Annotated in this window: 20 protein-coding genes and 4 tRNA genes; 21 read left to right on the plus strand and 3 right to left on the minus strand. The window is 44.1% G+C overall.

All coding sequences use genetic code 11. The features are described from left to right. Positions 1 to 18 precede the first annotated feature (18 nt). Complete coding sequence (locus K3F53_RS05615) at positions 19 to 1,758, plus strand: phospho-sugar mutase (protein ID WP_057899467.1); 1,740 nt, start codon at positions 19 to 21, stop codon at positions 1,756 to 1,758. A gap of 62 nt (positions 1,759 to 1,820) precedes the next feature. On the opposite strand, the gene K3F53_RS05620 is transcribed toward K3F53_RS05615, so the two are convergent. Beyond that, positions 1,821 to 2,177 carry a helix-turn-helix domain-containing protein gene (locus tag K3F53_RS05620; RefSeq protein ID WP_327860313.1) on the minus strand — a complete coding sequence of 119 codons (357 nt, stop codon included), beginning with the start codon at positions 2,175 to 2,177 and terminating at the stop codon, positions 1,821 to 1,823. 175 nt (positions 2,178 to 2,352) lie between these two features. Between K3F53_RS05620 and K3F53_RS05625 the strand changes: the two genes are divergently transcribed. From K3F53_RS05625 to K3F53_RS05650, 6 genes are all read left to right on the plus strand, one after another. Continuing rightward, positions 2,353 to 2,577: a helix-turn-helix domain-containing protein gene (locus K3F53_RS05625; RefSeq protein ID WP_057899465.1), complete on the plus strand. Its 225-nt coding sequence runs from the start codon at positions 2,353 to 2,355 to the stop codon at positions 2,575 to 2,577. 15 nt (positions 2,578 to 2,592) lie between these two features. Continuing rightward, positions 2,593 to 3,951: a sodium/glutamate symporter gene (locus tag K3F53_RS05630; RefSeq protein ID WP_057899464.1), complete on the plus strand. Its 1,359-nt coding sequence runs from the start codon at positions 2,593 to 2,595 to the stop codon at positions 3,949 to 3,951. A 158-nt stretch (positions 3,952 to 4,109) separates the two neighbouring features. Next, positions 4,110 to 5,144 (plus strand): ornithine cyclodeaminase, encoded by a 1,035-nt coding sequence (locus K3F53_RS05635; RefSeq protein WP_057899463.1) that lies wholly within the window; start codon positions 4,110 to 4,112, stop codon positions 5,142 to 5,144. Between the two features lie 144 nt (positions 5,145 to 5,288). Next, complete coding sequence (locus K3F53_RS05640) at positions 5,289 to 6,068, plus strand: GDSL-type esterase/lipase family protein (protein WP_057899462.1); 780 nt, start codon at positions 5,289 to 5,291, stop codon at positions 6,066 to 6,068. Between the two features lie 11 nt (positions 6,069 to 6,079). Beyond that, the gene (locus K3F53_RS05645; RefSeq protein WP_057899461.1) at positions 6,080 to 6,991 is read left to right on the plus strand and encodes an ABC transporter ATP-binding protein; all 912 of its coding nucleotides are present in this window, start codon (positions 6,080 to 6,082) and stop codon (positions 6,989 to 6,991) included. Between the two features lies 1 nt (position 6,992). Further along, a complete protein-coding gene (locus K3F53_RS05650; RefSeq protein WP_057899460.1) occupies positions 6,993 to 7,973 on the plus strand; it encodes an ABC transporter permease in 981 nt (326 codons plus the stop codon). Between the two features lie 54 nt (positions 7,974 to 8,027). Here K3F53_RS05650 and K3F53_RS05655 read toward each other — a convergent pair whose 3' ends face one another. Next, complete coding sequence (locus tag K3F53_RS05655; RefSeq protein ID WP_139184905.1) at positions 8,028 to 8,960, minus strand: polysaccharide deacetylase family protein; 933 nt, start codon at positions 8,958 to 8,960, stop codon at positions 8,028 to 8,030. A 336-nt stretch (positions 8,961 to 9,296) separates the two neighbouring features. Between K3F53_RS05655 and K3F53_RS05660 the strand changes: the two genes are divergently transcribed. The 14 genes from K3F53_RS05660 (at position 9,297) to K3F53_RS05725 (ending at position 19,766) form a co-directional block, all read left to right on the plus strand. After that, positions 9,297 to 9,731, plus strand: coding sequence for a BrxA/BrxB family bacilliredoxin (locus K3F53_RS05660; RefSeq protein ID WP_057899458.1), 435 nt, complete (start codon positions 9,297 to 9,299; stop codon positions 9,729 to 9,731). A gap of 282 nt (positions 9,732 to 10,013) precedes the next feature. Next, a tRNA-Ser gene (locus K3F53_RS05665) sits at positions 10,014 to 10,107 on the plus strand. Between the two features lie 8 nt (positions 10,108 to 10,115). Continuing rightward, positions 10,116 to 10,207, plus strand: a tRNA-Ser gene (locus K3F53_RS05670). Between the two features lie 20 nt (positions 10,208 to 10,227). After that, positions 10,228 to 10,304: transfer RNA gene (locus tag K3F53_RS05675), tRNA-Met, on the plus strand. Between the two features lie 48 nt (positions 10,305 to 10,352). After that, a tRNA-Pro gene (locus tag K3F53_RS05680) sits at positions 10,353 to 10,429 on the plus strand. A 556-nt stretch (positions 10,430 to 10,985) separates the two neighbouring features. After that, positions 10,986 to 11,618 (plus strand): TetR/AcrR family transcriptional regulator, encoded by a 633-nt coding sequence (locus K3F53_RS05685; protein WP_057899457.1) that lies wholly within the window; start codon positions 10,986 to 10,988, stop codon positions 11,616 to 11,618. Between the two features lie 120 nt (positions 11,619 to 11,738). Next, positions 11,739 to 13,175, plus strand: a complete 1,437-nt coding sequence (locus K3F53_RS05690) for an NAD(P)/FAD-dependent oxidoreductase (RefSeq protein WP_057899456.1) — start codon at positions 11,739 to 11,741, stop codon at positions 13,173 to 13,175. 84 nt (positions 13,176 to 13,259) lie between these two features. Then, positions 13,260 to 13,796, plus strand: a complete 537-nt coding sequence (locus K3F53_RS05695; RefSeq protein ID WP_057899455.1) for a response regulator — start codon at positions 13,260 to 13,262, stop codon at positions 13,794 to 13,796. 109 nt (positions 13,797 to 13,905) lie between these two features. Then, a complete protein-coding gene (locus K3F53_RS05700) occupies positions 13,906 to 14,901 on the plus strand; it encodes a BMP family ABC transporter substrate-binding protein (protein WP_057899454.1) in 996 nt (331 codons plus the stop codon). A 17-nt stretch (positions 14,902 to 14,918) separates the two neighbouring features. Further along, positions 14,919 to 16,838: a HAMP domain-containing sensor histidine kinase gene (locus K3F53_RS05705; protein WP_057899453.1), complete on the plus strand. Its 1,920-nt coding sequence runs from the start codon at positions 14,919 to 14,921 to the stop codon at positions 16,836 to 16,838. Between the two features lie 31 nt (positions 16,839 to 16,869). Then, a complete protein-coding gene (locus K3F53_RS05710; RefSeq protein WP_057899452.1) occupies positions 16,870 to 17,289 on the plus strand; it encodes a response regulator in 420 nt (139 codons plus the stop codon). 9 nt (positions 17,290 to 17,298) lie between these two features. After that, on the plus strand, positions 17,299 to 18,231 hold the full coding sequence (locus tag K3F53_RS05715) for a sensor histidine kinase (RefSeq protein ID WP_057899451.1): 933 nt from the start codon (positions 17,299 to 17,301) through the stop codon (positions 18,229 to 18,231). Positions 18,232 to 18,286: 55 nt separating this feature from the next. After that, positions 18,287 to 18,589 carry a 4a-hydroxytetrahydrobiopterin dehydratase gene (locus K3F53_RS05720; protein WP_220559669.1) on the plus strand — a complete coding sequence of 101 codons (303 nt, stop codon included), beginning with the start codon at positions 18,287 to 18,289 and terminating at the stop codon, positions 18,587 to 18,589. Between the two features lie 424 nt (positions 18,590 to 19,013). Continuing rightward, positions 19,014 to 19,766, plus strand: coding sequence for a hypothetical protein (locus K3F53_RS05725; protein WP_057899450.1), 753 nt, complete (start codon positions 19,014 to 19,016; stop codon positions 19,764 to 19,766). On the opposite strand, the gene K3F53_RS05730 is transcribed toward K3F53_RS05725, so the two are convergent. Continuing rightward, a complete protein-coding gene (locus K3F53_RS05730; RefSeq protein ID WP_204244837.1) occupies positions 19,763 to 21,277 on the minus strand; it encodes a long-chain-fatty-acid--CoA ligase in 1,515 nt (504 codons plus the stop codon). The genes K3F53_RS05725 and K3F53_RS05730 overlap by 4 nt on opposite strands. Between the last annotated feature and the right edge of the window lie 120 nt (positions 21,278 to 21,397).

Raw genomic sequence — 21,397 nt, forward strand, 5'->3', positions numbered from 1 at the left:
GAATGAGGAGAGGAAAAAATGAATTGGGAGCAAAAGGTTACCAAGTGGAGAACATATCCTGCGCTGGATGAAGAAATAAAACAAGAGCTGAACAAAATGCAAAACGACCGGAAGCAATTAGAGGACTGCTTTTATCGCACTCTTGAATTCGGAACAGGGGGCTTGCGCGGTGAAATCGGACCGGGTACGAATCGAATGAATATTTATACCGTACGCAAGGCGTCAGAAGGGCTTGCGCGCTATATGGAAGAGAAGGGAGAAGAAGCGAAGCGGCGCGGTGTGGTGATCGCGTATGATGTGCGCCGCAAATCGCGGGAATTCGCGTTCGAAGCGGCGCTGACATTGACCAGGCACGGCATTCAAACATACGTGTTCGATGATATCTGTCCTACGCCGGTATTGTCATTCGCGGTGCGCCATCTTGGAGCGTATGCCGGAATTGTCATTACAGCCAGTCACAATCCTCCGGAATATAATGGGTATAAAGTGTACGGCCCGGACGGTGGACAGTTGCCGCCTGTGACAGCGGATGCTGTGATTGCCAAAGTAAATGAAGTTGAAGACGAACTGGCAGTTGAGACAGCTGATGAGCAGGCGGCGAGAGCGGCGGGCTTGTTGCGTATCATAGGCGCGGAAATTGATGACGCATACATACGGAACGTTTGCGCGCTCAGCGTAAATCCTGAACTTATTAAACGGATGAAAGACAGGCTTAGCATTGTATTTACTCCGTTGCATGGCACTTCCAATAAGCTCGTGCGCCGCGGTCTTCGAGAACTTGGCTTTACGAATGTCACCGTCGTCAAAGAACAGGAAGCGCCGGATTCGGAGTTTTCCACAGTGGCTTCCCCGAATCCGGAGGAACATGCCGCGTTTGAAATCGCCATTCGCTACGGAAAACAGATAGACGCCGATATTTTGCTCGGAACAGATCCGGACGCGGATCGTGTTGGCGTTGCGGTGAAAAATACCCAAGGGGAATATGTCGTGCTCACTGGCAACCAGACGGGAGCGCTTCTCTTGCATTATCTGCTCAAACAAAAGTGTGACAGCGGCTCTCTGCCGAAAAATGGAGTCGTACTGAAAACGATCGTAACGTCGGAAATCGGGCGCGCCATTGCCGATTCGTTTGGCCTTCAGACCGTTGATACGCTGACAGGGTTCAAATTTATCGGAGAAAAAATCAAAGAGTTTGAAGAATCGGGCGACCATACATTTGTGTTTGGCTATGAAGAAAGTTACGGATATTTAGTAGGCGACTTCGTCCGTGACAAAGATGCGATACAAGCGTGCCTTCTAGCGGCGGAAGTGGCCGCATACTATAAATCGCGCGGGATGACCATGTATGAAGGTTTGCTTGAGCTGTTTGCAACGTATGGGTATTATCTCGAAGACCTAGCATCTATTACGCTGAAAGGAAAGGAAGGACTTGCAAAAATCAGGGCGATTCTGCAAGCGTTCAGGCAACAGCCTCCTGTAGAGCTGGCAGGGCAACAGGTTACTGTCATTGAAGATTATAGGGCGGGTTTGCGGACATTTGCCCGTGAAAAGCAGAGCGAGCGGCTGACGCTTCCTTCATCTGACGTTTTGAAATATATATTAGAAGACGGGTCATGGTTTTGCCTCCGCCCGTCCGGAACCGAACCGAAAATCAAGTTTTATTTTGGCGTAAAAAGAAACTCTATGCAAGAAAGCCGTCAATGGCTGGAACAACTAAAGGCGGAAGTGATGAAGAAAGTAAATAAAATTCTTGCATAAACAGGAGCTGAAGAAGTTCCGCATTCTGAGAGAGGGGAAGCCTCTCTTTTTTTCTTATCCCCTTACTTATCCTCTTCCTCTTCTTGCTTCATGAATTTCCAAAAACGTTGTAATTCTTCGCGTTTTTCTTTCGGTGCGCTCAAATAGTCCTTAAAAAATGTATTAATTTCAGGGTCATTGATGATAGCGGAAAAATGTTCGGCTTTATATGATAAAGGATTATTGGTACGCCCGAGTAAATAGTCTGTCGTCGTATCAAAGTAATCGGCCAATTTGCTAAGCGTTTCGTAATCAGGCTGCCTTCTGCCCGTTTCGTATGCCGTGTACGCAGGTCTGGTAATTCCCAGAAATTTAGCCATTTCCTCTTGGGTCTTCTTTTTTCTTTTTCGCATATGAAGTAAACGTTCCGCTAACATCATGATTCTCCCTTATCTTTATTTACTTATTCCTATTTTACTGTAACAATATGTTACGAATAAATATCAGTAACAAATCGCTCCATTACACGACCGAACCCCCTTGACTTGTAGCGTTTCGACACATATAATAAATGTCATGATGTGTCGAATTGTTACTTAGAAAGGAGGGGAACGGGTGAGAATATGGCTCCGGGAAAAACGGATCAGCAAAAAGATGACGCAGGAAGAAGTAGCGAAAGCAGCTAATATTCAACGCGCTTACTACACGATGATCGAGAATGGCACGAGGAACCCCAGCGTTGTTGTAGCCAAAAGAATCGGAGCGGTTTTGGGCGTTGATTGGACCTATTTTTTTAAACATAAAAGTAACGAAACGACACATTATAAAAAAACAGCATAAATAAGGAGGTGCTATATGTTTCCCACGGAAAAAATCCAATCGAGTAGTATGGAAACCATACTGTTCTACTGCGCCGTCTTGGGAATATTGCTGTTTATCGGCGTAGTGTTAAGAGTGAAAGTGAAGTTTTTTAAGAAGTTTTTTATTTCGGCTTCTCTTATTGCGGGAACATTAGGGTTGTTGTTAGGGCAGTATGGTCTGGGTGTTTTACCCGCCGAAATGACGGAAAGCTGGGGTGCTTTGCCCGGCGCACTAATTACAGTCGTTTTTGCTCCGATGTTAATGGGCGTATCCATTCCAAATCCAAAGAAAATGGGGAGACTTATCGTTCCACATCTTTTATTCGGTTATATGGGTGAATGCATACAGATAGCCTTACCCTTTATTATAACCGGTCTTGTACTGATTCCGGTATGGAATGTTAATGAAATGTTTGGGTCTATTGTAGAAATCGGCTGGTCGGGTGGACATGGAACGGCTGGAGGTATGGTTGACGTATATAATCGCCTGGACTGGTCTGATGGAGGACCATTAGGTTTAACATCGGCAACCGTAGGGCTATTGGTCGGGATTATCGTCGGTATGGTGATCATTAATTATGGTGTCCGTAAAGGGTACACGTCAGTGATTAAAAATGTTCAAGAGCTTAACGTAAACCAAAGCGAAGATATTTTACCGCGGGCAAAGCAACCGTCCGGCTCGGCGGTGACAATGAATAAAGACGTGGTGGAATCGTTAGCCTTCCACGGGTCGCTAATTTCAATCGCGATTTTGATCGGCTGGGTTTTACAGAAGTTGCTCGGCGGGCTCGTTCCGGGGCTGCCATTATTTCCGATGGCGATGGTCGGTGGTTTAGTGGTGCAATTGGTCATTTCTAAAACGAAATTTGCGGAAGCAATAGACACCGGATGTTTGCATCGAATTCAAGGGCTGGCTCTGGAGTTTCTGATTATGGCGGCGATTGCTTCGATTAAGATCCCTGTTGTTATTGAATATGCGTTTCCTCTGTCCATTCTCATGGTAGTGATGACACTCGTCATGGTCTGGTATTTCTTTTGGGCCGGACCACGATTGTTCGGTAAAGATTGGTTTGAACACGCGATTGTTAATTATGGATCGCTTACTGGTGTGACAGCGGTTGCTTTGATGTTGTTGCGCACGGTTGATCCTGAGATGAAAACCGAAGCGGGCACAGGTTATGCCCTAAGAGCGCCATTTATCAGCCCGATTATTGGGGGTGGTTTGCTTACCTCAATTCTGCCTGTGATGGCCCATAATTACGGGTCGCTAAACGTTGGTGTCGTTTTTTTGATACTATTGTTCGTGTTATACATTCTTGCCAGAAGGCTTGGTTTTTGGACAAGGACGACGTGAATGAAGGTTCGTTGCTGAGAGAGTGTGGTCTGTAATAAATCGAAGCAAAGGTAATATATACTAAAATTATAAAATACTAGGGAGAGGTGAACAACCTGTTGCTTATAGCAAGATAAATAAACTGAAAATTTCTTGTATTTTAAGTAGCAGGAATCTTTATGTCGAAATATGAGTTTCTTTATTTGTCTCAGAGTGATGTGGTTGCGTGCGGAGCTTTGGTTATGGATGATGTAATTAAAGATTTGGAGTATGTGTTTACACTTCATCATGCAAACGATTATATCTTACCTTCTAAAGTGGTGTTGCGCTGGGGAGATGCAGAAAGTGAAGGAACGCGGGGAAGGATTAATGCGATGCCTGGCTATGTTGGAGGAGGTGTGGATATTGCCGGGATCAAGTGGATTGGAAGCGCGCCGAAGAACCCTCATGAATACCGTTTGCCGCGAGCATCGGCTTTGATTGTATTAAATGACCCGGAAACGATGCTTCCTCTTGCCGTTATGGATGGTACGGTCATTAGCGCGATGCGTACGGGAGGCGTAACCGGAACGGCCGCCAAATATCTTGCCCGGCGCGATTCGAAGGTGGCGGGAATGATTGGGGCCGGCACCCAAAATAGAACACAATTAATGGCGCTTAAAGCTGCGTTACCCCAATTGTCCAAGGTGAAGGTATATGATTTGTCACTTGAGCGTGCGGAATCGTTTGCGGCAGAAGTGAGCGAAACGCTAAATGTGGAGGTTATCCCTGTTTCCAGCGGAGAAAGAGCGGTTGTTGGCGCTGATGTTGTCGTTACGGCAACGACGGCAAAAGAGCCTGTTATTAAGGCGGAATGGATCAGCGAAGGCTGCTTTTACTCTCATGTTGGAGGATATGAGGCGGAGTTTTCTGTCATTGAGAAAGCGGATAAAATCGTTGTAGATGATTGGGAAGAAATTAAACATAGAGGGGTACAAACGCTGGCGCTGATGCATGCAGAGAAACAATTCCATACCGAAAACATTTATGCTGAGCTAGGTGAAATTGTTGTAGGGCATAAGAAAGGCAGGGAAAATGCACAAGAGTTTATTTATTTTAACTCCGTCGGCATGGCGATTGACGATTTAGTTGTGGCGAAGCGAATTTATGAAAATGCGAAACAAAAAGGAGTAGGAACACCTTTAACATTGTGGGATAAACCAGTATTTGTATAATGTAAGATGAAGCAAATAAGAACATCTTCTATGATGCTTTCAGGTTGTTGACAAGGTATTAAGTCAACAGCCTTTTTTAATTTTTTTCTATTATGTATATAATGAAAAAGAATTTGAACGGAGCGGACGAGGGAGGTACAGGGGATGTCATCAAAAACATTGTGGCGGGTTTTTGTCGTTTTTGCGCTTTTTTCTACTCTGTTTTTAACCGTTGGATTTTATTTAGGGGTCAAGGATATTCTGTATCCGTCCGCGGTTTCGTGGAGTACGGATAAGGGCGCGGAAGAGAAGGCAGAGACGCAGTATGAAAGAAATGTGAAAATTGTTGCGCTGGGAGATTCGCTTACACGCGGCACTGGAGATCAAGCGGGGCTTGGCTATGTAGGAAATTTGCGTGTGAAGCTGTCAGAGGCGAACGGTAGAAATGTGTATGTACTAAATCATGGGGTGAACGGATACCGAACGGACGATCTGCTTAGTGACTTGCGGAATAAAGAAGACATACGGCGTACCATTAGGCAGGCGGACATTATTACGTTGTCTATCGGTGGCAACGATTTGTTCAACGTGCAGTCTGAAGAAGTGAACCCGGAAGCAAGCAGTGCCCGTATTCCAGGGGCTGTAGTGCGGTATGAAAAAATTGTGGAGATAATTACTTCACTAAATCCGAAAGCGAAAGTGCTATATATGGGTCTGTATAATGCGTTTGGCGATTTGCCAAACGCGAAGAAAAGCTATGACGTTGTACGGCGTTGGAACGAGGAAACGGCCCGCGTGTTATATCGATACCCGAATACGATTTTTGTTCCTACGGATGATTTGTTCCGTGTAGGCGGTACGAAATATTTATCAAGCGACCATTTCCATCCGAACCAAGCTGGATATCGTCGCATAGGTGAACGGATGGCGGAAGTTTTGAAATAGGAGGAAAGACGATGGAACGGGAAATTACGCTGGAACTTGAACACGTGGAAAAAGTAATTCGTGGTAAACGTATTATTAAGGGGATTTCATTTTGTGTTCATGCAGGTGAAGTGTTTGGCTTTCTTGGACCTAACGGCTCCGGAAAGACAACGACAATTCGGATGATGGTCGGACTTATTCGGCCAACCGCTGGCCGGATTAAGGTATGTGGTTACGATATTCAAAAGCAGCCTACAAAGGCATTGGCTAATGTCGGTTCCATCGTTGAAAATCCGGAGCTGTATCCGTACTTAACTGGAATGGAGAACTTAGAGCATTTCGCTCGCATGATTCCGGGTGTTACCAAGGAGAAGATTGACGATGTTGTACTGCGCGTCAATTTGAATGAACGCATCCATGACAAAGTAAAAGATTACTCACTTGGTATGCGGCAGCGTCTTGGCATTGCACAGGCTTTGCTTGGCGATCCGAAGCTGTTGATTTTGGATGAGCCTACCAATGGCCTTGATCCACAAGGAATAAAAGAGCTTAGGGACTTTATTCGTCAGCTGGCAAACGAAGGTTTGAGCGTTTTTGTCTCAAGTCATTTGTTAAGTGAAATCCAGCTGATGTGTGATCGGGTAGCGATTATCAATGAAGGCGAAATGATTCGGGTTGGGGAAGTAAATGAGTTACTTAAGCAGGATATGCGCCATATGGTGTGGTATGTCGAGCCGGAAGAGAAAGCGCGCCGTATACTCACTGCATTTTCACATGTCCGATTGCTTGACCGAGCGGATGAAGGAATGATAACGGAAATCGCTCCTGAGCATATTCCGCGCGTGATTGCCAGGCTTGTTGCCGGTGGAGTAGATATTTATGGCGTGGAATGGAAGAAGCTGAGTCTGGAAGACTTATTCCTCACTATGACAGGGGAAAAGTAGCATGTACAGTCTTGTGATGAATGAATCGATTAAAATGTTACGAAAAAAGAGACTTTGGGTTGTAGTGCTGATTCTGCTTGTGCTAGTGCCGATTTTTACATATGCGCAGCTTAGGGCTACGCTGAACAATCAAAAGCAACTTGGTACAACGGATTGGAAAGTGCAGGTGCGTCAGAGCATTAACGATACGACCAACCGGTTAAACAGCACGCGAATCCCAGAAGAATGGAAAAAATGGATGCGGATTCGCGTACAGCAGCTTCAATATTATCTCGACCATGATATTAACCCGACATCGCCCAACGGGGTCACGTTTACGCGCGACTTTATGAGCAATGCCGTTGCATTGTTTATTCCGCTTTTAATTGTTATCGTCTCTTCCGATATTGTTTCGGGGGAATATACGGGCGGAACAATTAAAGTATTGCTTACTAGGCCGGTGAAAAGGTGGAAAATTCTTACCAGCAAGCTAATTACCATTGTGTTGTTTGTTTCAGTCATTGTGGTGCTTACCGGGATTGTTGCTTACGCGATTTCAGGATGGGTATTCGGTTATAAAGGCTGGACATACCCTGTATTGACAGGGTTTCAAACCAAAGGGGAAGAGATTGAGACATCGGGTGTGCATGTGTTGCCGCAATGGCTTTACATGATTATGGAATATGGTTTGGCTTGGTATGCATGTCTTGCGGTGGCTTGTATTTCATTCATGGTGTCGGTGCTTGTGCGCAGTACGGCGGTCGGCATGGGGATTATGGTGTCGGCGCTCATTGCGGGCACGCTTCTTACCAATATGGCGTCGGCGTGGGAGTCAGCCAAATATTTTTTTATGGTCAATTTGCGGCTGACCGATTATCTTGCTGGCACGATTCCACCGATTCCTGGCCTGAGCCTGTCTTTTTCCGTTGTCAATCTTGCCGTGTGGAGCATTGGCTCCCTTATTATTGCGTACGTTGTCTTTATTCAGCGCGATGTTTTGTAAGAAAAACGAGGCCCGGATTGTTGCTCCGGTTTGCCTCGTTTTTGCCTGCAACAGTCATTCCGCTTTTTTGCCCGGTTCCGGTGACGGTGACGGGAGCGGAGCTATTTGATATCCTTTATTTTTCAGTAACTCAATAATTTTCGGCAGTAGTTTAACCGTTTGTTCTTTCTCATGCATGAGAATAATAGATCCTGGCTTCACTTCGCTTGCGATGTTGTTCATAATTAAATCCGGTCGTTTTCCGTATTTCCAATCCAGACTATCCACATTCCAATAGGTTAAAATTTGATTTGTTTCTTTTGATGCCAGCATCGTGTTTTGATCGACCGCGCCATACGGCGGGCGGAAATAAAAAATCGGGGCGCCTATTTTTTGAGAAATGTACTGTGTCGATTCGCGAATCATTTGTACTTGCTCATCTTTTGGCTTTTTACGCAGCGGTTGGTGATGCATCGTATGTGTACCGATAATATGACCATTAGCTATCATTTGCTTAGCTAACGCTATATGTTCGTCGGATTTCAAGTTCTCACCAATCCAGAAAAATGCGCCTTTCAGCTGATGTTCGTCTAAAATGTTGACAATGTCTTTCGTATATTTTCCTGGGCCATCATCGAATGTTAAATATACGGTGGGCCGCTTTTGCGAAATTTTGGCGATCATTTTTCCGACAGCTGGCATTGCTGGGGAAGTCGCCGCGTTAGCTGGGGATTTTTCTGGCTTAGCTGGATGCTGTTGTTTGGGTATCCTTGTTTCTTGAGGGGCTGACGGATTTGAGGATGTGTCTTTTTCCTTGTCCGGTTGTTGCCCTGTCTTCTCCTGTTCTTGTGCTGCTGGCGCTTTGCTGGACATCGAGTTTAAAAACGCGGTTGCCGATTTAACAGGTGAGCTGTCATTGAAAATCAAGTTGAGTTGTATAATGACACCGAATGACAATAAGGCAAGCCAAATTCTGTTTCTTCGTTTTCTCCTCCGGTCGTTCTCCACAACAATTCCCTTCTTTCTCTCTATAAAGCATAAACTTGGGCATAATGCCTATTTTACTATATAGACGGAAACAATGTATAGAAAGTTTCAGGAAAAATGAAGCTTTTCCAAGTCCGTGAGCTTGCTTTCGATCTTCACTATAAAATTATACATTAATAAACTTTTTTGGAAATAGGAAAAATCACTCAACCTGGCAACCTAGGCATAGCGGAATGCGCTGCGGAACTTTTCTCCTGAGAAAGAAATCGCTATAATGAAAGAAAATTATTTTTCGTTGCTGGCAATATATTAAGAGTGATGAAGAATATAAGAAATGACAACGGAGGGATTTATGTTATGATGTCGTATGACGAATATATGCGTTCGGTTATTCAGCCGATGCGCACAGAATTAACATCCGCAGGTTTTGAAGAATTACTGACACCGGAAGAGGTACAGGAGAAGTTCGAAGATATGAAAGGCACTGCTCTGGTGGTAGTGAATTCTGTGTGTGGATGCGCCGCAGGACTTGCGCGCCCGGCTGCCATTTATTCTGTACAGCACAGCGAGAAAAAGCCGGATTACCTTTACACGGTTTTCGCCGGCCAAGACAAAGAGGCAACTGCGAAAGCCAGAGAATATTTCACCGGTTATCCGCCTTCCTCTCCTTCTTTTGCCCTTATGAAAGACGGAAAGCTTGTTTATATGATGGAGCGCCATCAAATCGAAAACCGTCCTCTTGAAGTGATCGCAGCTGACTTAATGGGCGCGTTTGAAAAACATTGCGGGTAATTGGAATTTCTGAATCAGGAGCGTTGACTGACTTTTGTATTCGCTTTTTGCGAAGAAACTGTATTTGTGCGCCGCTTTGATCAAAGCGGCGCATGTAAAACATCAAAGGATGGAAACAGACTAAGGCCACTTTTTCGCTTTTGCTCATCATGCTGGTGGGAGAAAAGCCTAAGAGCGCAGACGAAGAATAGATGCAAAGCGGTCGTGTGATAAGCCTTTAAAAAACTATTGCATTCATAAAAAACTGATGATAAAATAAAGCTTGTCGCTGTTGATGAATATGGACAGGTGTCCGAGTTGGTCGAAGGAGCACGATTGGAAATCGTGTAGGCGGGGATAACTCGTCTCGTGGGTTCGAATCCCACCCTGTCCGCCATGCAATATGGAGAAGTACCCAAGAGGCTGTAAGGGGCTCCCCTGCTAAGGGAGTAGACGGGTCACACCGTGCGCGGGTTCGAATCCCGCCTTCTCCGCCATTTCACATTATTGCTATTGGGGCGGCGTAGCTCAGCTGGCTAGAGCGTACGGTTCATACCCGTGAGGTCGGGGGTTCGATCCCCTCCGCCGCTACCATATTACTTACTCTTGGTGAGTGCATTTGATGGTTTGAAATGTATGTTCCGGGAAGTGGCTCAGCTTGGTAGAGCGCCTCGTTCGGGACGAGGAGGTCGCAGGTTCAAATCCTGTCTTCCCGACCATTTTTCGTTTGGTGTCTGCATACATCGTGAATAGACAAGCCCTGATTCTTTTCTAAGGATTAGGGCTTTTTTTGTCGTATAAGTTGTATGAGAAGGTATGCATCGCTTTATTACTATAAAGCGATGCATACCTTCTCTTTATAAGTAAACGAGAAAACACTCGCGAGGCGCGTGCTACGCAGGGAGAGACAGACCGGCAACGTTTATTGATTCTCCTTAATATGTAAAAAATGCTTGTAGATGTAAAGTGTAAAGAGGATTTATATTGTCTTTCGATACATAACAATAAAGGGGGGGACAAACGTTTTTCTCCTTTTTTTAAATTGTAACTTGTTTCGATGAAGAAAATGGTGGATACTGGTATTGTAGGGTTTTTTGCCTAATTATTTTAGGAATGACTATATGAATGAGGGTGTTGCAATGCTTACCATCGTTGAATAGTAAAGGCTAAATGTAATTGCGAGAACCTTGAAAATACCGGGCTTTTCATGAAGTGCAATCAGTGGAGTTTTGCAACACCCTATTTGGAACAAATAGGAAAAAAGGAGAATATAGTATGGAAAAGAAATACTCCCCACGTGTAAAAAGAACAAGAGAGAAAATCTTGCAGTCCGCAGTGGAAGTCTTTTCACAAAAAGGGTTCCAAGCTTCAACGATTCGCGAAATTGCCCGTTTGGCTGGCGTAAATGATTTAACAGTATACCGTCACTTTGAAAGCAAAGAAAAATTGTTTAATGAAATGTTTCGACGCCACAGTTTGTTTACCGAAATTAGTGAGTATATCGTTCAGGGGATAAGTGATGACTTTGAGCGCGATATTCGTTTGATTATCAGGACATTTATTACGGTATTTAAAAAAGAATTGCCGTTGATTAAACTGTTGCTGAGCGAAGCGGAAAAAATGAAAGAATGCAGGAACTATACGTTTTTATTTACAAAAAATATTATCGAAGCGCTAACTTCCTTTTTCGAATATTATAAACTCGCTGGACAAATTCGTCGGGATGTTAACAGTCACGCGGTTGCTTCGGGGTTATACAGTATTTTGTTTGCCCGTGTATACGCTTTAATTTTATACGGGGAAGGGAAGCAGAACTCTGCCACGATTACAGAAGAAGAGCTTATGGAAGGTTGGGTCGATTTATTTGTTGCGGGAACGGTAAATTCCGAATATTCGTATGCTAAATAACGAACGAAAATATATGTTTAAAAAAAAACATTCGTTTTTTGTTGATTCTTTGCAGGCCAGGAGTTATAATCATGGAGGTCTCAATTAAACAATGTACATACCTCAAGGAGGCTTTCGATCATGAAATATGATGTAGTAATTGTAGGAGCGGGGCCTGCTGGTATTTTTACCGCGTACGAACTAACGAGAAAGAATCCTCATCTGGATGTTTTATTAATAGATAAAGGGCATGATATTTTTAAACGGCGCTGTCCGATTCTGGAGAAAAAAATTAAAAAATGTCCGCCACCAGCTGGAAAAAAAGAATTTAGCGGCTGTTTGCCGGCCTGTTCCATTACAAATGGGTTTGGTGGCGCCGGTGCATATTCTGACGGTAAATTTAATATTACGACTGAGTTCGGAGGCTGGATGACAGATTATTTGCCGCCTTCTCAAGTGCTTGAGCTTATCCGCTATGTGGACGAGATTAATCTAGAGCATGGCGCAACGCGCAACATTACGGATCCGACAACGCCGGCCGTGCGCGAAATTGAGCGCAAAGCAGCGGGTGTAGGATTGAAATTGCTTCGTGCCAATGTGCGTCATCTAGGAACTGAGCAGAATCTTGAAATTCTGGAAAGTATCTACCGCGAACTGGAAAAGAAAGTTCAGATGAAGTTTAAGACGGAAGTAGCCGATATTATTGTAGAAAAAACGGCCGTTGGAATGGAAATTCGCGGTGTAGAATGCCGTAATGGCGAAACATACTTGGCTGATAAAGTGGTTATTGTTCCGGGACGGGACGGTTCGGAATGGTTTGGCAATATGTTGAAACGCCAAGGGTTGCGTCTCTTAAATAACCAGGTCGACATTGGGGTACGCGTAGAAACAACGAATGTTGTCATGGAAGAAATCAACCATCATTTGTATGAAGGAAAATTTCTGTACAGATCTTCTACAGATCAGGTTATTCGCAGCTTTTGTTCTAACCCGAGTGGATATGTAGTAGTGGAAAATCACAGCGGCGTTATGGCAGCAAATGGTCACGCTTACAAAGATGAAAAGCTTGGATCGCCGAATACGAACTTTGCACTGCTTGTGTCCCATGTATTTACAGAGCCGTTTGACAAGCCGAATGAATATGCCAAGGAAATTTGCCGTCGTGCGAACGATTTGTCCAATGGCTCAGTTATTGTGCAGCGGTACGGAGATATTAAGCGCGGCCGTCGTACAACCGAGAAGCGCTTAAAGGAAGGATTTATCGAACCGACGCTTAAAGAAGCGGTACCGGGCGACTTGGGGTTAGTGCTGCCGTACAATACGATGAAGAGCCTGATTGAAATGGTAGAAGCGCTTGATCATGTTACGCCCGGGATTGCGAGCGACCATACGCTTTTCTACGGCGTGGAAGCGAAATTTTATTCCGCACGGCCGTATTTGAATGAAAACTTCGAGACAGAGATTAAAGGGTTGTACGCAGGCGGGGATGGCGCGGGTATTACGCGCGGCTTGGCTCAAGCCGGTGCCTGTGGCGTGCACATCGCGCGCGATATTTTAACCAAAAAAAAGACTATGTAATATTTCCTAACCCCCCGTGATTCTCTATATTTCGGGCGATGATGATGATTATGATATATAATGAAAGGGAGGACGGGATAAGGATTGAAAGGAAAACCGCTTGTACTTATTGTAGATGATGATGTGGATATTTGTTTTTTAATGGCGACGGCCATTCAGTCGGAACAAGTGGAAATTATAACAACGCATTCGGGGCAAGAGGCGCTGGAGCTATACGCTCAGCGTCACCCCGAACTCGTATTGCTGGATATTCAGTTGCCGGAAATGAACGGTATAGAAGTATTGAGCAAGATGAAGGAAATGGATGAAGATTGTCAGGTTATTATGGTTACCGCCTACGCTACGATTGAAACCGCCGTACAAGCTATGAAACTCGGCGCCTTGGATTATATATGCAAGCCCTTTAAGCTCCCACATTTGCGCGAAACGGTACAGAACGCAATTGATTTTATTATGAGCGTACCGGAGCATTTGCCGACGCTTGAAGAAGTTGAGCGCAGACATATTGAAAAAGTGCTTCACGAAGTGGAGGGCAACCGGCGTCTTGCGGCTGAGAAGCTGGATATTTCTCTTCGCACATTGTATTACAAGATTAAACAGTATAATATTCAGACCCATTAAAAATCCAGAATCGTATAACTCTGGATTTTTTTTCTGCAATTTTTGCACTACAGTCCGTTAAGGTGGGACGCTTACAATAGGAATATAGCCATGAAAAAGGGTGGGCTTTATGTTAAGAAAGTTGCTTTGTTTGCCGATTTTGGTGCTGTTCGTTGGCTGTTCATTGTTACCCCAAGCCGAAAACCCGGTCAATCCGTCCGTTGAAAAGCCGTTTAAAGTGGCGCTATTAGTGGAAGGAAAAATATATGACCAAGGATGGGATAACCAGGCTTATATGGGGTTAAAAGAAATCGAGCGCAAAATGCGCGCACAAATTCTTTGTGTTCAATATGTCAATACAGAAGAAAAACAGATAGCACAGGCGGAAAGTCTTGCTAAGCAGGGATATGAACTGATATTTGGAAACGGCCGGAGTTTCGAGGCCGTTTTTAATCGGCTTGCGCCTGCTTATCCGAATACCCGCTTTGTTTTTTTTAATGGTAAAGCGCTTGCGCTGAACGTCTTGGCTGTTAACTTTACTCCAGAATCGATGGGGTATTTCTCAGGGATGGTAGCGGGATTAATGACAAAAACAAAAAAAATTGGCTTGATTCCCGCTTACAGTTCCATGAAAGAAATCGAACCTTTTATCGCTGCGGTTAAACAACAAAACAGAGAAAATAGTGTTATGATGGAAGAAGTAGGAAGCTGGAGCGACGGTGCCAAAGCGATACAGATTGCTCGGCGCATGATAGATAAGGGCGCCGATATTCTCGTGCCAATGGGAGATGGGTTTAACATTGATGTCATAATGGAGGCGCATCGTGCCAAACGGTTTGCAATTGGATACATTTCTGATCAGTCGTTTGTATCCAAAGAAACCGTATTGACCAGCACGGTGCAGAATGTAACGTCCGTTTATCTGAAAATAGCGCGCCAGCATAAATCGGGACAATTACTTGGCAATTGTCTTACGCTTGATTTTGCGGACGGTTCGCAAGATTTGGCCGCATTCGGAGCGATGGTGCCGGAAGCAGTTCGAAAGAAAGTAAGGCAAAAGCTATATGAATATAAAACGGGCGTGTGGAATTTGCCTGTACAATACCATTCTTTGCGGTGCCGGTAGAAAGCGTGGGGTAGGCGATGGGACTGTTTCAAAAATGGAATAATCTTTCGATTCATCTGAAGTTTTTTAGCGTATTTCTGGTCATTGTGTTGTTCGCCGGATGCAGCATGCTCTTGTTAAATAACCAATTGTTACACGTTGTGCGTGACAACGATAAAATCATCAATCAATCTGTTCCTAATTTAACGACACAGCTTCAGGTTAAAAGCACGATTATGCAAAGAATTAATTATGTCATGCTATATATTACTACCGGGAATGAAGAATTCCACGAAAAGTTCGAAGAGGCAAGCGAACAGGCGCGGAAGATTGAAAATCAGTTGAAACAGATGGCGCTTCCTCATGAACGAGAGGCGATGGAACAGTTTATTATTCATAGCGAAAACTGGGAGAATATTTTGCGTGATAGGGTGATACCGGTTTATCAGCGGAATAATGCGAAAGATGCTATGGAAACATTGAATTCACAAGCTCATCCTATCGCTATTAAGCTTATGAATGAAGTAGAGAAGCTGTCACAGCAGAAAGTGCTGGAAATTAATCATGATAATCAAAAAATGCTGGATGATGCTTGGTTGTCAGTAAAGATTGGGTATGCAATTGCCAGCGTTACCTTGTTGCTGGCGCTATTATTCTCTTTCTATATGTCACGCAGCATGACCAACCCCATTCTAGCATTACTAAGCGGTGTGCGTAAAATGACGAACGGAAATTTCTCGGCTAGAGTACCGGCCGAGACTAAGGATGAGTGGGGAGAGTTGGGCAAAGCGTTTAACAGGATGAGCATCAGCATTGCCAATCTCGTGGAGGAATTGCGAGCGACGAACCTTAGACTACAGGAAGAATCGCGTCGTGCTCAGGAATCCACCCGTTTGAAATCGGAGTTTTTGGCAAATATGTCCCATGAGCTGCGGACACCTTTGACGGGCATTATTGGTTTTGCCGAATTGTTACATGAGGAGACGGAAGGAAAGTTGCTACCGTCGCAAAAAAGTTTTACGCAAAACATTATAAAAGCGGGCGAACACCTTTTGACGATGATTAATGATATTCTTGACTTATCAAAAATTGAAGCCGGAAAATACGAATTGGATTTGTCTTCGTTTGATATCGTTGAACTTGTTAAGAATACGTTAACGATGCTTCAGTCGAAAGTAAAAAAGAGAGGGATTTTGCTTCAGGTGGAAACGTCGTGCCCTTCTTTGAATATCGAGGCGGACGAACTAAGGATTCGCCAAGTACTGCTTAATCTTCTCAGCAATGCGATTAAGTTTAGCCCGGACCATAGCACGGTGCGGGTAAAAATAGAACGAACCTCCCAAACCGTAACGGTTCATGTGATTGATCAGGGGATTGGTATTGAGGAAGGTAAAATCGATAAAATTTTTGAACAGTTTTACCAAAACGATGGCCGCTTGGAACGCAAATATGAAGGCACGGGTCTAGGATTGACGCTTTCGCGGCAGCTTGTAGAGTTGCATGGCGGAACGATAGATGTGGAAAGCGAACCAGGGAAAGGAAGCGTTTTCTCCTTCCATCTTCCTTATCGGTCAGCACAAAAAGCTGATTGCGGGAAAAGGGAAGCGACAGCTGAAGCGGAACCACTGCTCATTTTGTATCCAGAAGATTTTTTGCCCTTTTTTCCTTGTTTTTACAAAAGAATCCAAGAATCCTCACTTTCTTTTTTGCCTTTTATGGTAGAATCAAAACAGAGAGCTGTTGAAGTTGTTCAACGCTATCCTGGAAAAAATGCGCTTGTTGTAGCTGTATCGTTTCATCCTGCATATGTCGAATTGCTTGAGGCGATACGTGAGCATACAGATAAAAAAATATTTACTTACATCAAGCATCCGCCCCGGTTGGTGGAACGTGGGCAGATTATGAGAGTGGCTGATGCGATTCTTTCTTCTCCAGAAGACATTCTTTCAGCTAGGTAATGATTCTTGAAAAGTAAAGGGGAAGTGCAAGATGGCACAACATATATTGCTTGTAGAGGATAATCCTTCTAATCGAGAATTGTTTGTGGAAATTTTGCAATTAAAGCCAGAATATACAGTGCATGTAGCTGAGAATGGCTTAAAGGCGTTGGAAATGCTAGAAGAATTCCATCCTGACTTAATTTTAATGGATATTCATATGCCGGGAATGGATGGACTAGCTGTAACGCGGGCGATTAAATCCATCCCCCAGCTTGCGTCTATCCCTATTGTCGCGCTTTCTGCCCTCGCGATGAAATCGGACATTAAATCCGCTTTGGAAGCGGGATGCGTAGGCTATATTACGAAGCCTGTCCGGATCCGCAGTTTTCTTGAGAAGATCGAGATGTATATGACCAAGGGAAAAAACGAAGAGTCGCCATCCGTTTCTTTGTCTTGTGAGGAGGAGTAGAAAAAAGCGGTGAAAAAGAAAATTTCGTTAGGTTTTGGCATGCTGTTTTTTTTGATCATTTTTCCTTTGGTAGGATGGCTGATTTATATGCTTATCGCCGCGCCGGAACGGATTTGTAGTACAGAGTTGAGAGTCAGCGTGCTGATTATTCTTTGGCTCATTGGCTTGCTTGGCGCTTTTATCGTTAAAATGTCGCGGCAAAATAAAATGCTGGAGGAAAATAACCGGCAATTAGCTGAGCTAGATCGTCTAAAAACGGAATTTTTAGCGAATGTATCCCACGAACTACGCACGCCACTTACGGTTATTATCGGATACTCAGAGCTTTTGGCCGAGCGTCTTTCCAAAGAAGAAGGGGACGCGACCAATTTAAAGTGTATTCAGACCGTTCACCGTAAATCAGAAGATTTGCTGCTCCTTATTAACGACTTAATCGATTTTTCACGCATTGAATCTGGAAAGTTGGAGATGAAAATATCTCGTGTTCAACTGGAAGAGATTGTGAATGAGACGGTTGAAGAATTTGCGACAAGCATAGTAAAAAAAGGGCACAAAGTAGAAGTGGTTCATAAAGACACTCCGCTTTGGCTTTATGCGGACAGAGGAAAAGTCAAACAAATTATTGCTAATTTGCTTCATAACGCCATTAAATACACGCCATCCGGTGGACATATTACCATCCGCACTTATACGTTAAAAGGATATTGCCGCCTAGAAGTAGAAGATAATGGTATAGGAATTTCCGAAGATCAGATTACCCAGATTTATCAGCCTTTCAAACAAGCAGACTCTTCCTACAACAAAAAATACGAAGGCTTTGGTTTAGGGCTTGCGATTACGAAAAGCTTGGTGCGCGGCCACCAAGGAAAAATTGAGGTGCGTAGCCAACTTGGTAAAGGTTCTTTGTTTATTGTTTCCCTACCCAGGGAAAAAACAATATAGGTTATGCATAGAGTAGTAGTGGGCGAAAAATTGGGAAGAAGAAAGGGTGATGAAGATGGCTAAATTATCGCAAGAGCAAATCGAATTGAATCTTTCCAAAATCTTTGGTTGGAACCTGGAAGGCGGCGCGTATATTGAACGAAACATTACGTTCGCGAATTTCCGTGAGGCGCTTGCGTTTGTCAATCGTGTAGGTGAGTTTGCTGAAGACGCAAATCATCATCCTGACATTGACATCCGCTATAACAAGGTCAAATTACGTCTCATCACGCACGACGAAAACGGGCTAACAGGCAAAGACTTTGCGCTTGCACAAAAAATCAATCAGCTCCTCGTATCACGACCGAAAGCGATTTAATTGTACGTAAAAGGTAATTAGAATCATTACAGAAGTAGTGTATTAAACACTACTTCTTTTTTTTGGTTAAAATTCCTTTAATTGTATTGTGTTTTTTCCTCCTTTTTATTTTATTTGGGGAACTATTCTTTTTGGTCCTTAAAGTTTTTGGTATAGTCAACAATTTACTATGTTAAGTAGCGAAAGTATATAGAGATGTACTGGCCACTTCCTGGCTCAACCATATACACAGTGCAACTAAATCTTGATTTAGAGACTTTGCTAGAAGAGATTATGGTTTAAAGATTAGGGAACCATTCATTCAGTTCACTTAACCGTATAGATAGATACCGATTCCTTTTTTATCTGATGTTATATATTCTAAGCGGGTGCGCATATATACAACTAATGAATGTACGAGCGGTTTAAAGGAGCTGAAGCAGGAGTGTGGGTACGCAACATTATCTGGTGTATCTTGCTGCTTGGTATTGTTATGCTTAGCATTTTGCTTTTTTTGTTTGTGATGACTCCCATAACGGATTATCAAGATACGGCTCCTGTGCAATCAATGGAATCGGATCATGGCGAAACGCAAGCGGCAAATGAGGGAAACAAGGCGGTGGAAGGAGAAGAGGGGGGAATCATTGAAACACCCGGACAGCAGGGTGAAGCACTCCATCAGTCCTCTCCTTCCAGTAAACAAAAAACGGAGGCGAATCCCAAACAAGGAAAGACGGTCGTATTGCCTATTCAGGAAGAAAAGCCTACACAAGAGCAGGGGCCGCCTGTGGAGAAAGCCGGCGGTGAACCGGCTGATGGCAGCATGTTGTATCAGATTGGACAGGGAATTGGTTATCTTGCGGTCATTGCTGCTTTGCTTCCATATACACTATTCGCTGTGTTAAGCCGCGGCGGCCGCACAGCATATCGCCGATCTGGCCGCGCGGGCGCTCATGGTTTGTCTTTTCTTTCACAGTTGGCGGTAGCGGTCGCTGCACTCCACGGTGCGATCATGCTAAGGCTGGTAGAGAATTGGAACCGGCATATGCTTGCAGGTGTGTGGCTATTTGTGCTTATCGTTCTTTTTTTTCTGTGTATAAGCATTTATAGCCTGGCTTCTTCGCTGAGAAAAAACAATCCGTTTTCCATACTTATGATTGGAATTTTACTATTGTTTATTATTCATACGATTGGCTAGTGCGGCCGATTGCGCAATTCCTTTTTGAGAATTTTTCCAGTCGCGTTTTTTGGTAACGAATCTACGATTTCTACAAAGCGCGGCATTTTGTAAGCCGCTAGGTGAGGTTTCAGGAAATCAAGCACCGTTCTGCGGTCCAGTGTTTCTCCTTCTTTCGGTACAACGAATGCTTTAACAACCTCGCCTTTTACCGAATCCGAAACGCCAATAACAGCAGCTTCCAGTACAGCGGGATGCTTGTACAATACTTCTTCAATTTCACGTGGATATACGTTCAGTCCGCGCGTAATAATGATATCTTTCTTGCGATCGACGATAAAAATATAACCCTCTTGGTCGATATAGCCGATGTCGCCGGTATGTAGCCAGCCGTCTACAATCGTTTCACTGGTCGCTTTCGGCATATGATAATACCCTTGCATGACATTTGGGCCGCGTACGATAATTTCTCCGCTTTCTCCAGCGCCAAGCTTATTTCCCTTTTCATCCACAATGCGTACTTCCACGCCCGGAAGTGGTTTGCCGATGGAGCCTGGTTTTTTCTCACCGTGCAACGGGTTTAAGCTTACTACTGGCGATGCCTCCGTGAGCCCATATCCTTCTACAAGCGGGATTTTATACTGGTGATTAAATAGGGTAAGCACTTCTACCGGCAGCGGCGAACCACCGGAGATGGCGAAGCGCAAGTCCGGAAATTCCACTTTACCTGATCGCATTGCCTGTGCCAACACAACGTACATTGCCGGTACGCCGCAGAATACGGTTACACGGTTTTGTAGTAAAGATTGTATAATTTCTTTAGGTTGGAACGCCTCATGGATGACAATGGTTGAACCCGCGTACAGCGGAAGTAGGACGGAAGTAGTGAATCCGAACGTGTGGAACATCGGAAGCACACACATAAAGACATCATTTGCGTTCAACTCCAGTAGGCGATTGCATGACGCGGTATTTGCCAGCAAGTTTTCATGGCTCAGCATTGCACCTTTCGGTTTTCCGGTTGTACCCGACGTGTATAGAAGGGTAGATATTGCTTTCGGGTTGACTTCCGTTGCTTCGTCTGGCGTAAGCGCGGCGATGGATGCAGATGTCTCGGCATTGATGACAAATACGCTATGCAGACCAAGCGCTGTTTTTAGTTGCTCGGGAGCTACTTTCAGCTTGGCTAAAATGTTTTCATGGACAAATATCGCTTTCGTATTGGCATTTCCGATAATATATGCAATTTCTTCCATTGTAAGCGTAAGATTAAGTGGTACAACAATCGCCCCAATGTGGGCAATCGCAAAATAGCTGTAGATAAACTCTGGAGTATTGTAGCAGCTAAGCGCTACCACGTCGCCCTTTTTTATGCCGTTTTGCCGCAAATAAGCAGCGTATTGCCGGATATTTTTGTCCAGCTTTTCATAGGTAATTTTTTTATCGTGGTAAATCAAGGCTGTATCGTTGGGCTTAGAATGAGTTAAATAAAAATTTCCGAGATGCAACCCTTTAATTTCATTGATTATCAAATGTTATTCCTCCTTTACCTTTATTCAGTATACATAGGGAACAATGAAGTGTAAAATAGCGTTTTTTCTAAAATTCCTTCTTTATTTATGATGGAAAAACCGGGTAAAATAGAATAAGTA

This window comes from Aneurinibacillus thermoaerophilus (assembly GCF_019603355.1).
In the GTDB taxonomy this organism is placed as follows: domain Bacteria; phylum Bacillota; class Bacilli; order Aneurinibacillales; family Aneurinibacillaceae; genus Aneurinibacillus; species Aneurinibacillus thermoaerophilus.

Bases quoted from the DNA above. Each gene is read 5' to 3' on its own strand.
- K3F53_RS05720 (WP_220559669.1), top strand. From the start codon at position 18,287: ATGGCTAAATTATCGCAAGAGCAAATCGAATTGAATCTTTCCAAAATC.
- K3F53_RS05710 (WP_057899452.1), top strand. From the start codon at position 16,870: ATGGCACAACATATATTGCTTGTAGAGGATAATCCTTCTAATCGAGAA.
- K3F53_RS05645 (WP_057899461.1), top strand. From the start codon at position 6,080: ATGGAACGGGAAATTACGCTGGAACTTGAACACGTGGAAAAAGTAATT.
- K3F53_RS05705 (WP_057899453.1), top strand. From the start codon at position 14,919: ATGGGACTGTTTCAAAAATGGAATAATCTTTCGATTCATCTGAAGTTT.
- K3F53_RS05690 (WP_057899456.1), top strand. From the start codon at position 11,739: ATGAAATATGATGTAGTAATTGTAGGAGCGGGGCCTGCTGGTATTTTT.
- K3F53_RS05630 (WP_057899464.1), top strand. From the start codon at position 2,593: ATGTTTCCCACGGAAAAAATCCAATCGAGTAGTATGGAAACCATACTG.
- K3F53_RS05700 (WP_057899454.1), top strand. From the start codon at position 13,906: ATGTTAAGAAAGTTGCTTTGTTTGCCGATTTTGGTGCTGTTCGTTGGC.
- K3F53_RS05635 (WP_057899463.1), top strand. From the start codon at position 4,110: ATGTCGAAATATGAGTTTCTTTATTTGTCTCAGAGTGATGTGGTTGCG.
- K3F53_RS05640 (WP_057899462.1), top strand. From the start codon at position 5,289: ATGTCATCAAAAACATTGTGGCGGGTTTTTGTCGTTTTTGCGCTTTTT.
- K3F53_RS05620 (WP_327860313.1), bottom strand. From the start codon at position 2,177: ATGATGTTAGCGGAACGTTTACTTCATATGCGAAAAAGAAAAAAGAAG.
- K3F53_RS05650 (WP_057899460.1), top strand. From the start codon at position 6,993: ATGTACAGTCTTGTGATGAATGAATCGATTAAAATGTTACGAAAAAAG.
- K3F53_RS05660 (WP_057899458.1), top strand. From the start codon at position 9,297: ATGATGTCGTATGACGAATATATGCGTTCGGTTATTCAGCCGATGCGC.
- K3F53_RS05615 (WP_057899467.1), top strand. From the start codon at position 19: ATGAATTGGGAGCAAAAGGTTACCAAGTGGAGAACATATCCTGCGCTG.
- K3F53_RS05685 (WP_057899457.1), top strand. From the start codon at position 10,986: ATGGAAAAGAAATACTCCCCACGTGTAAAAAGAACAAGAGAGAAAATC.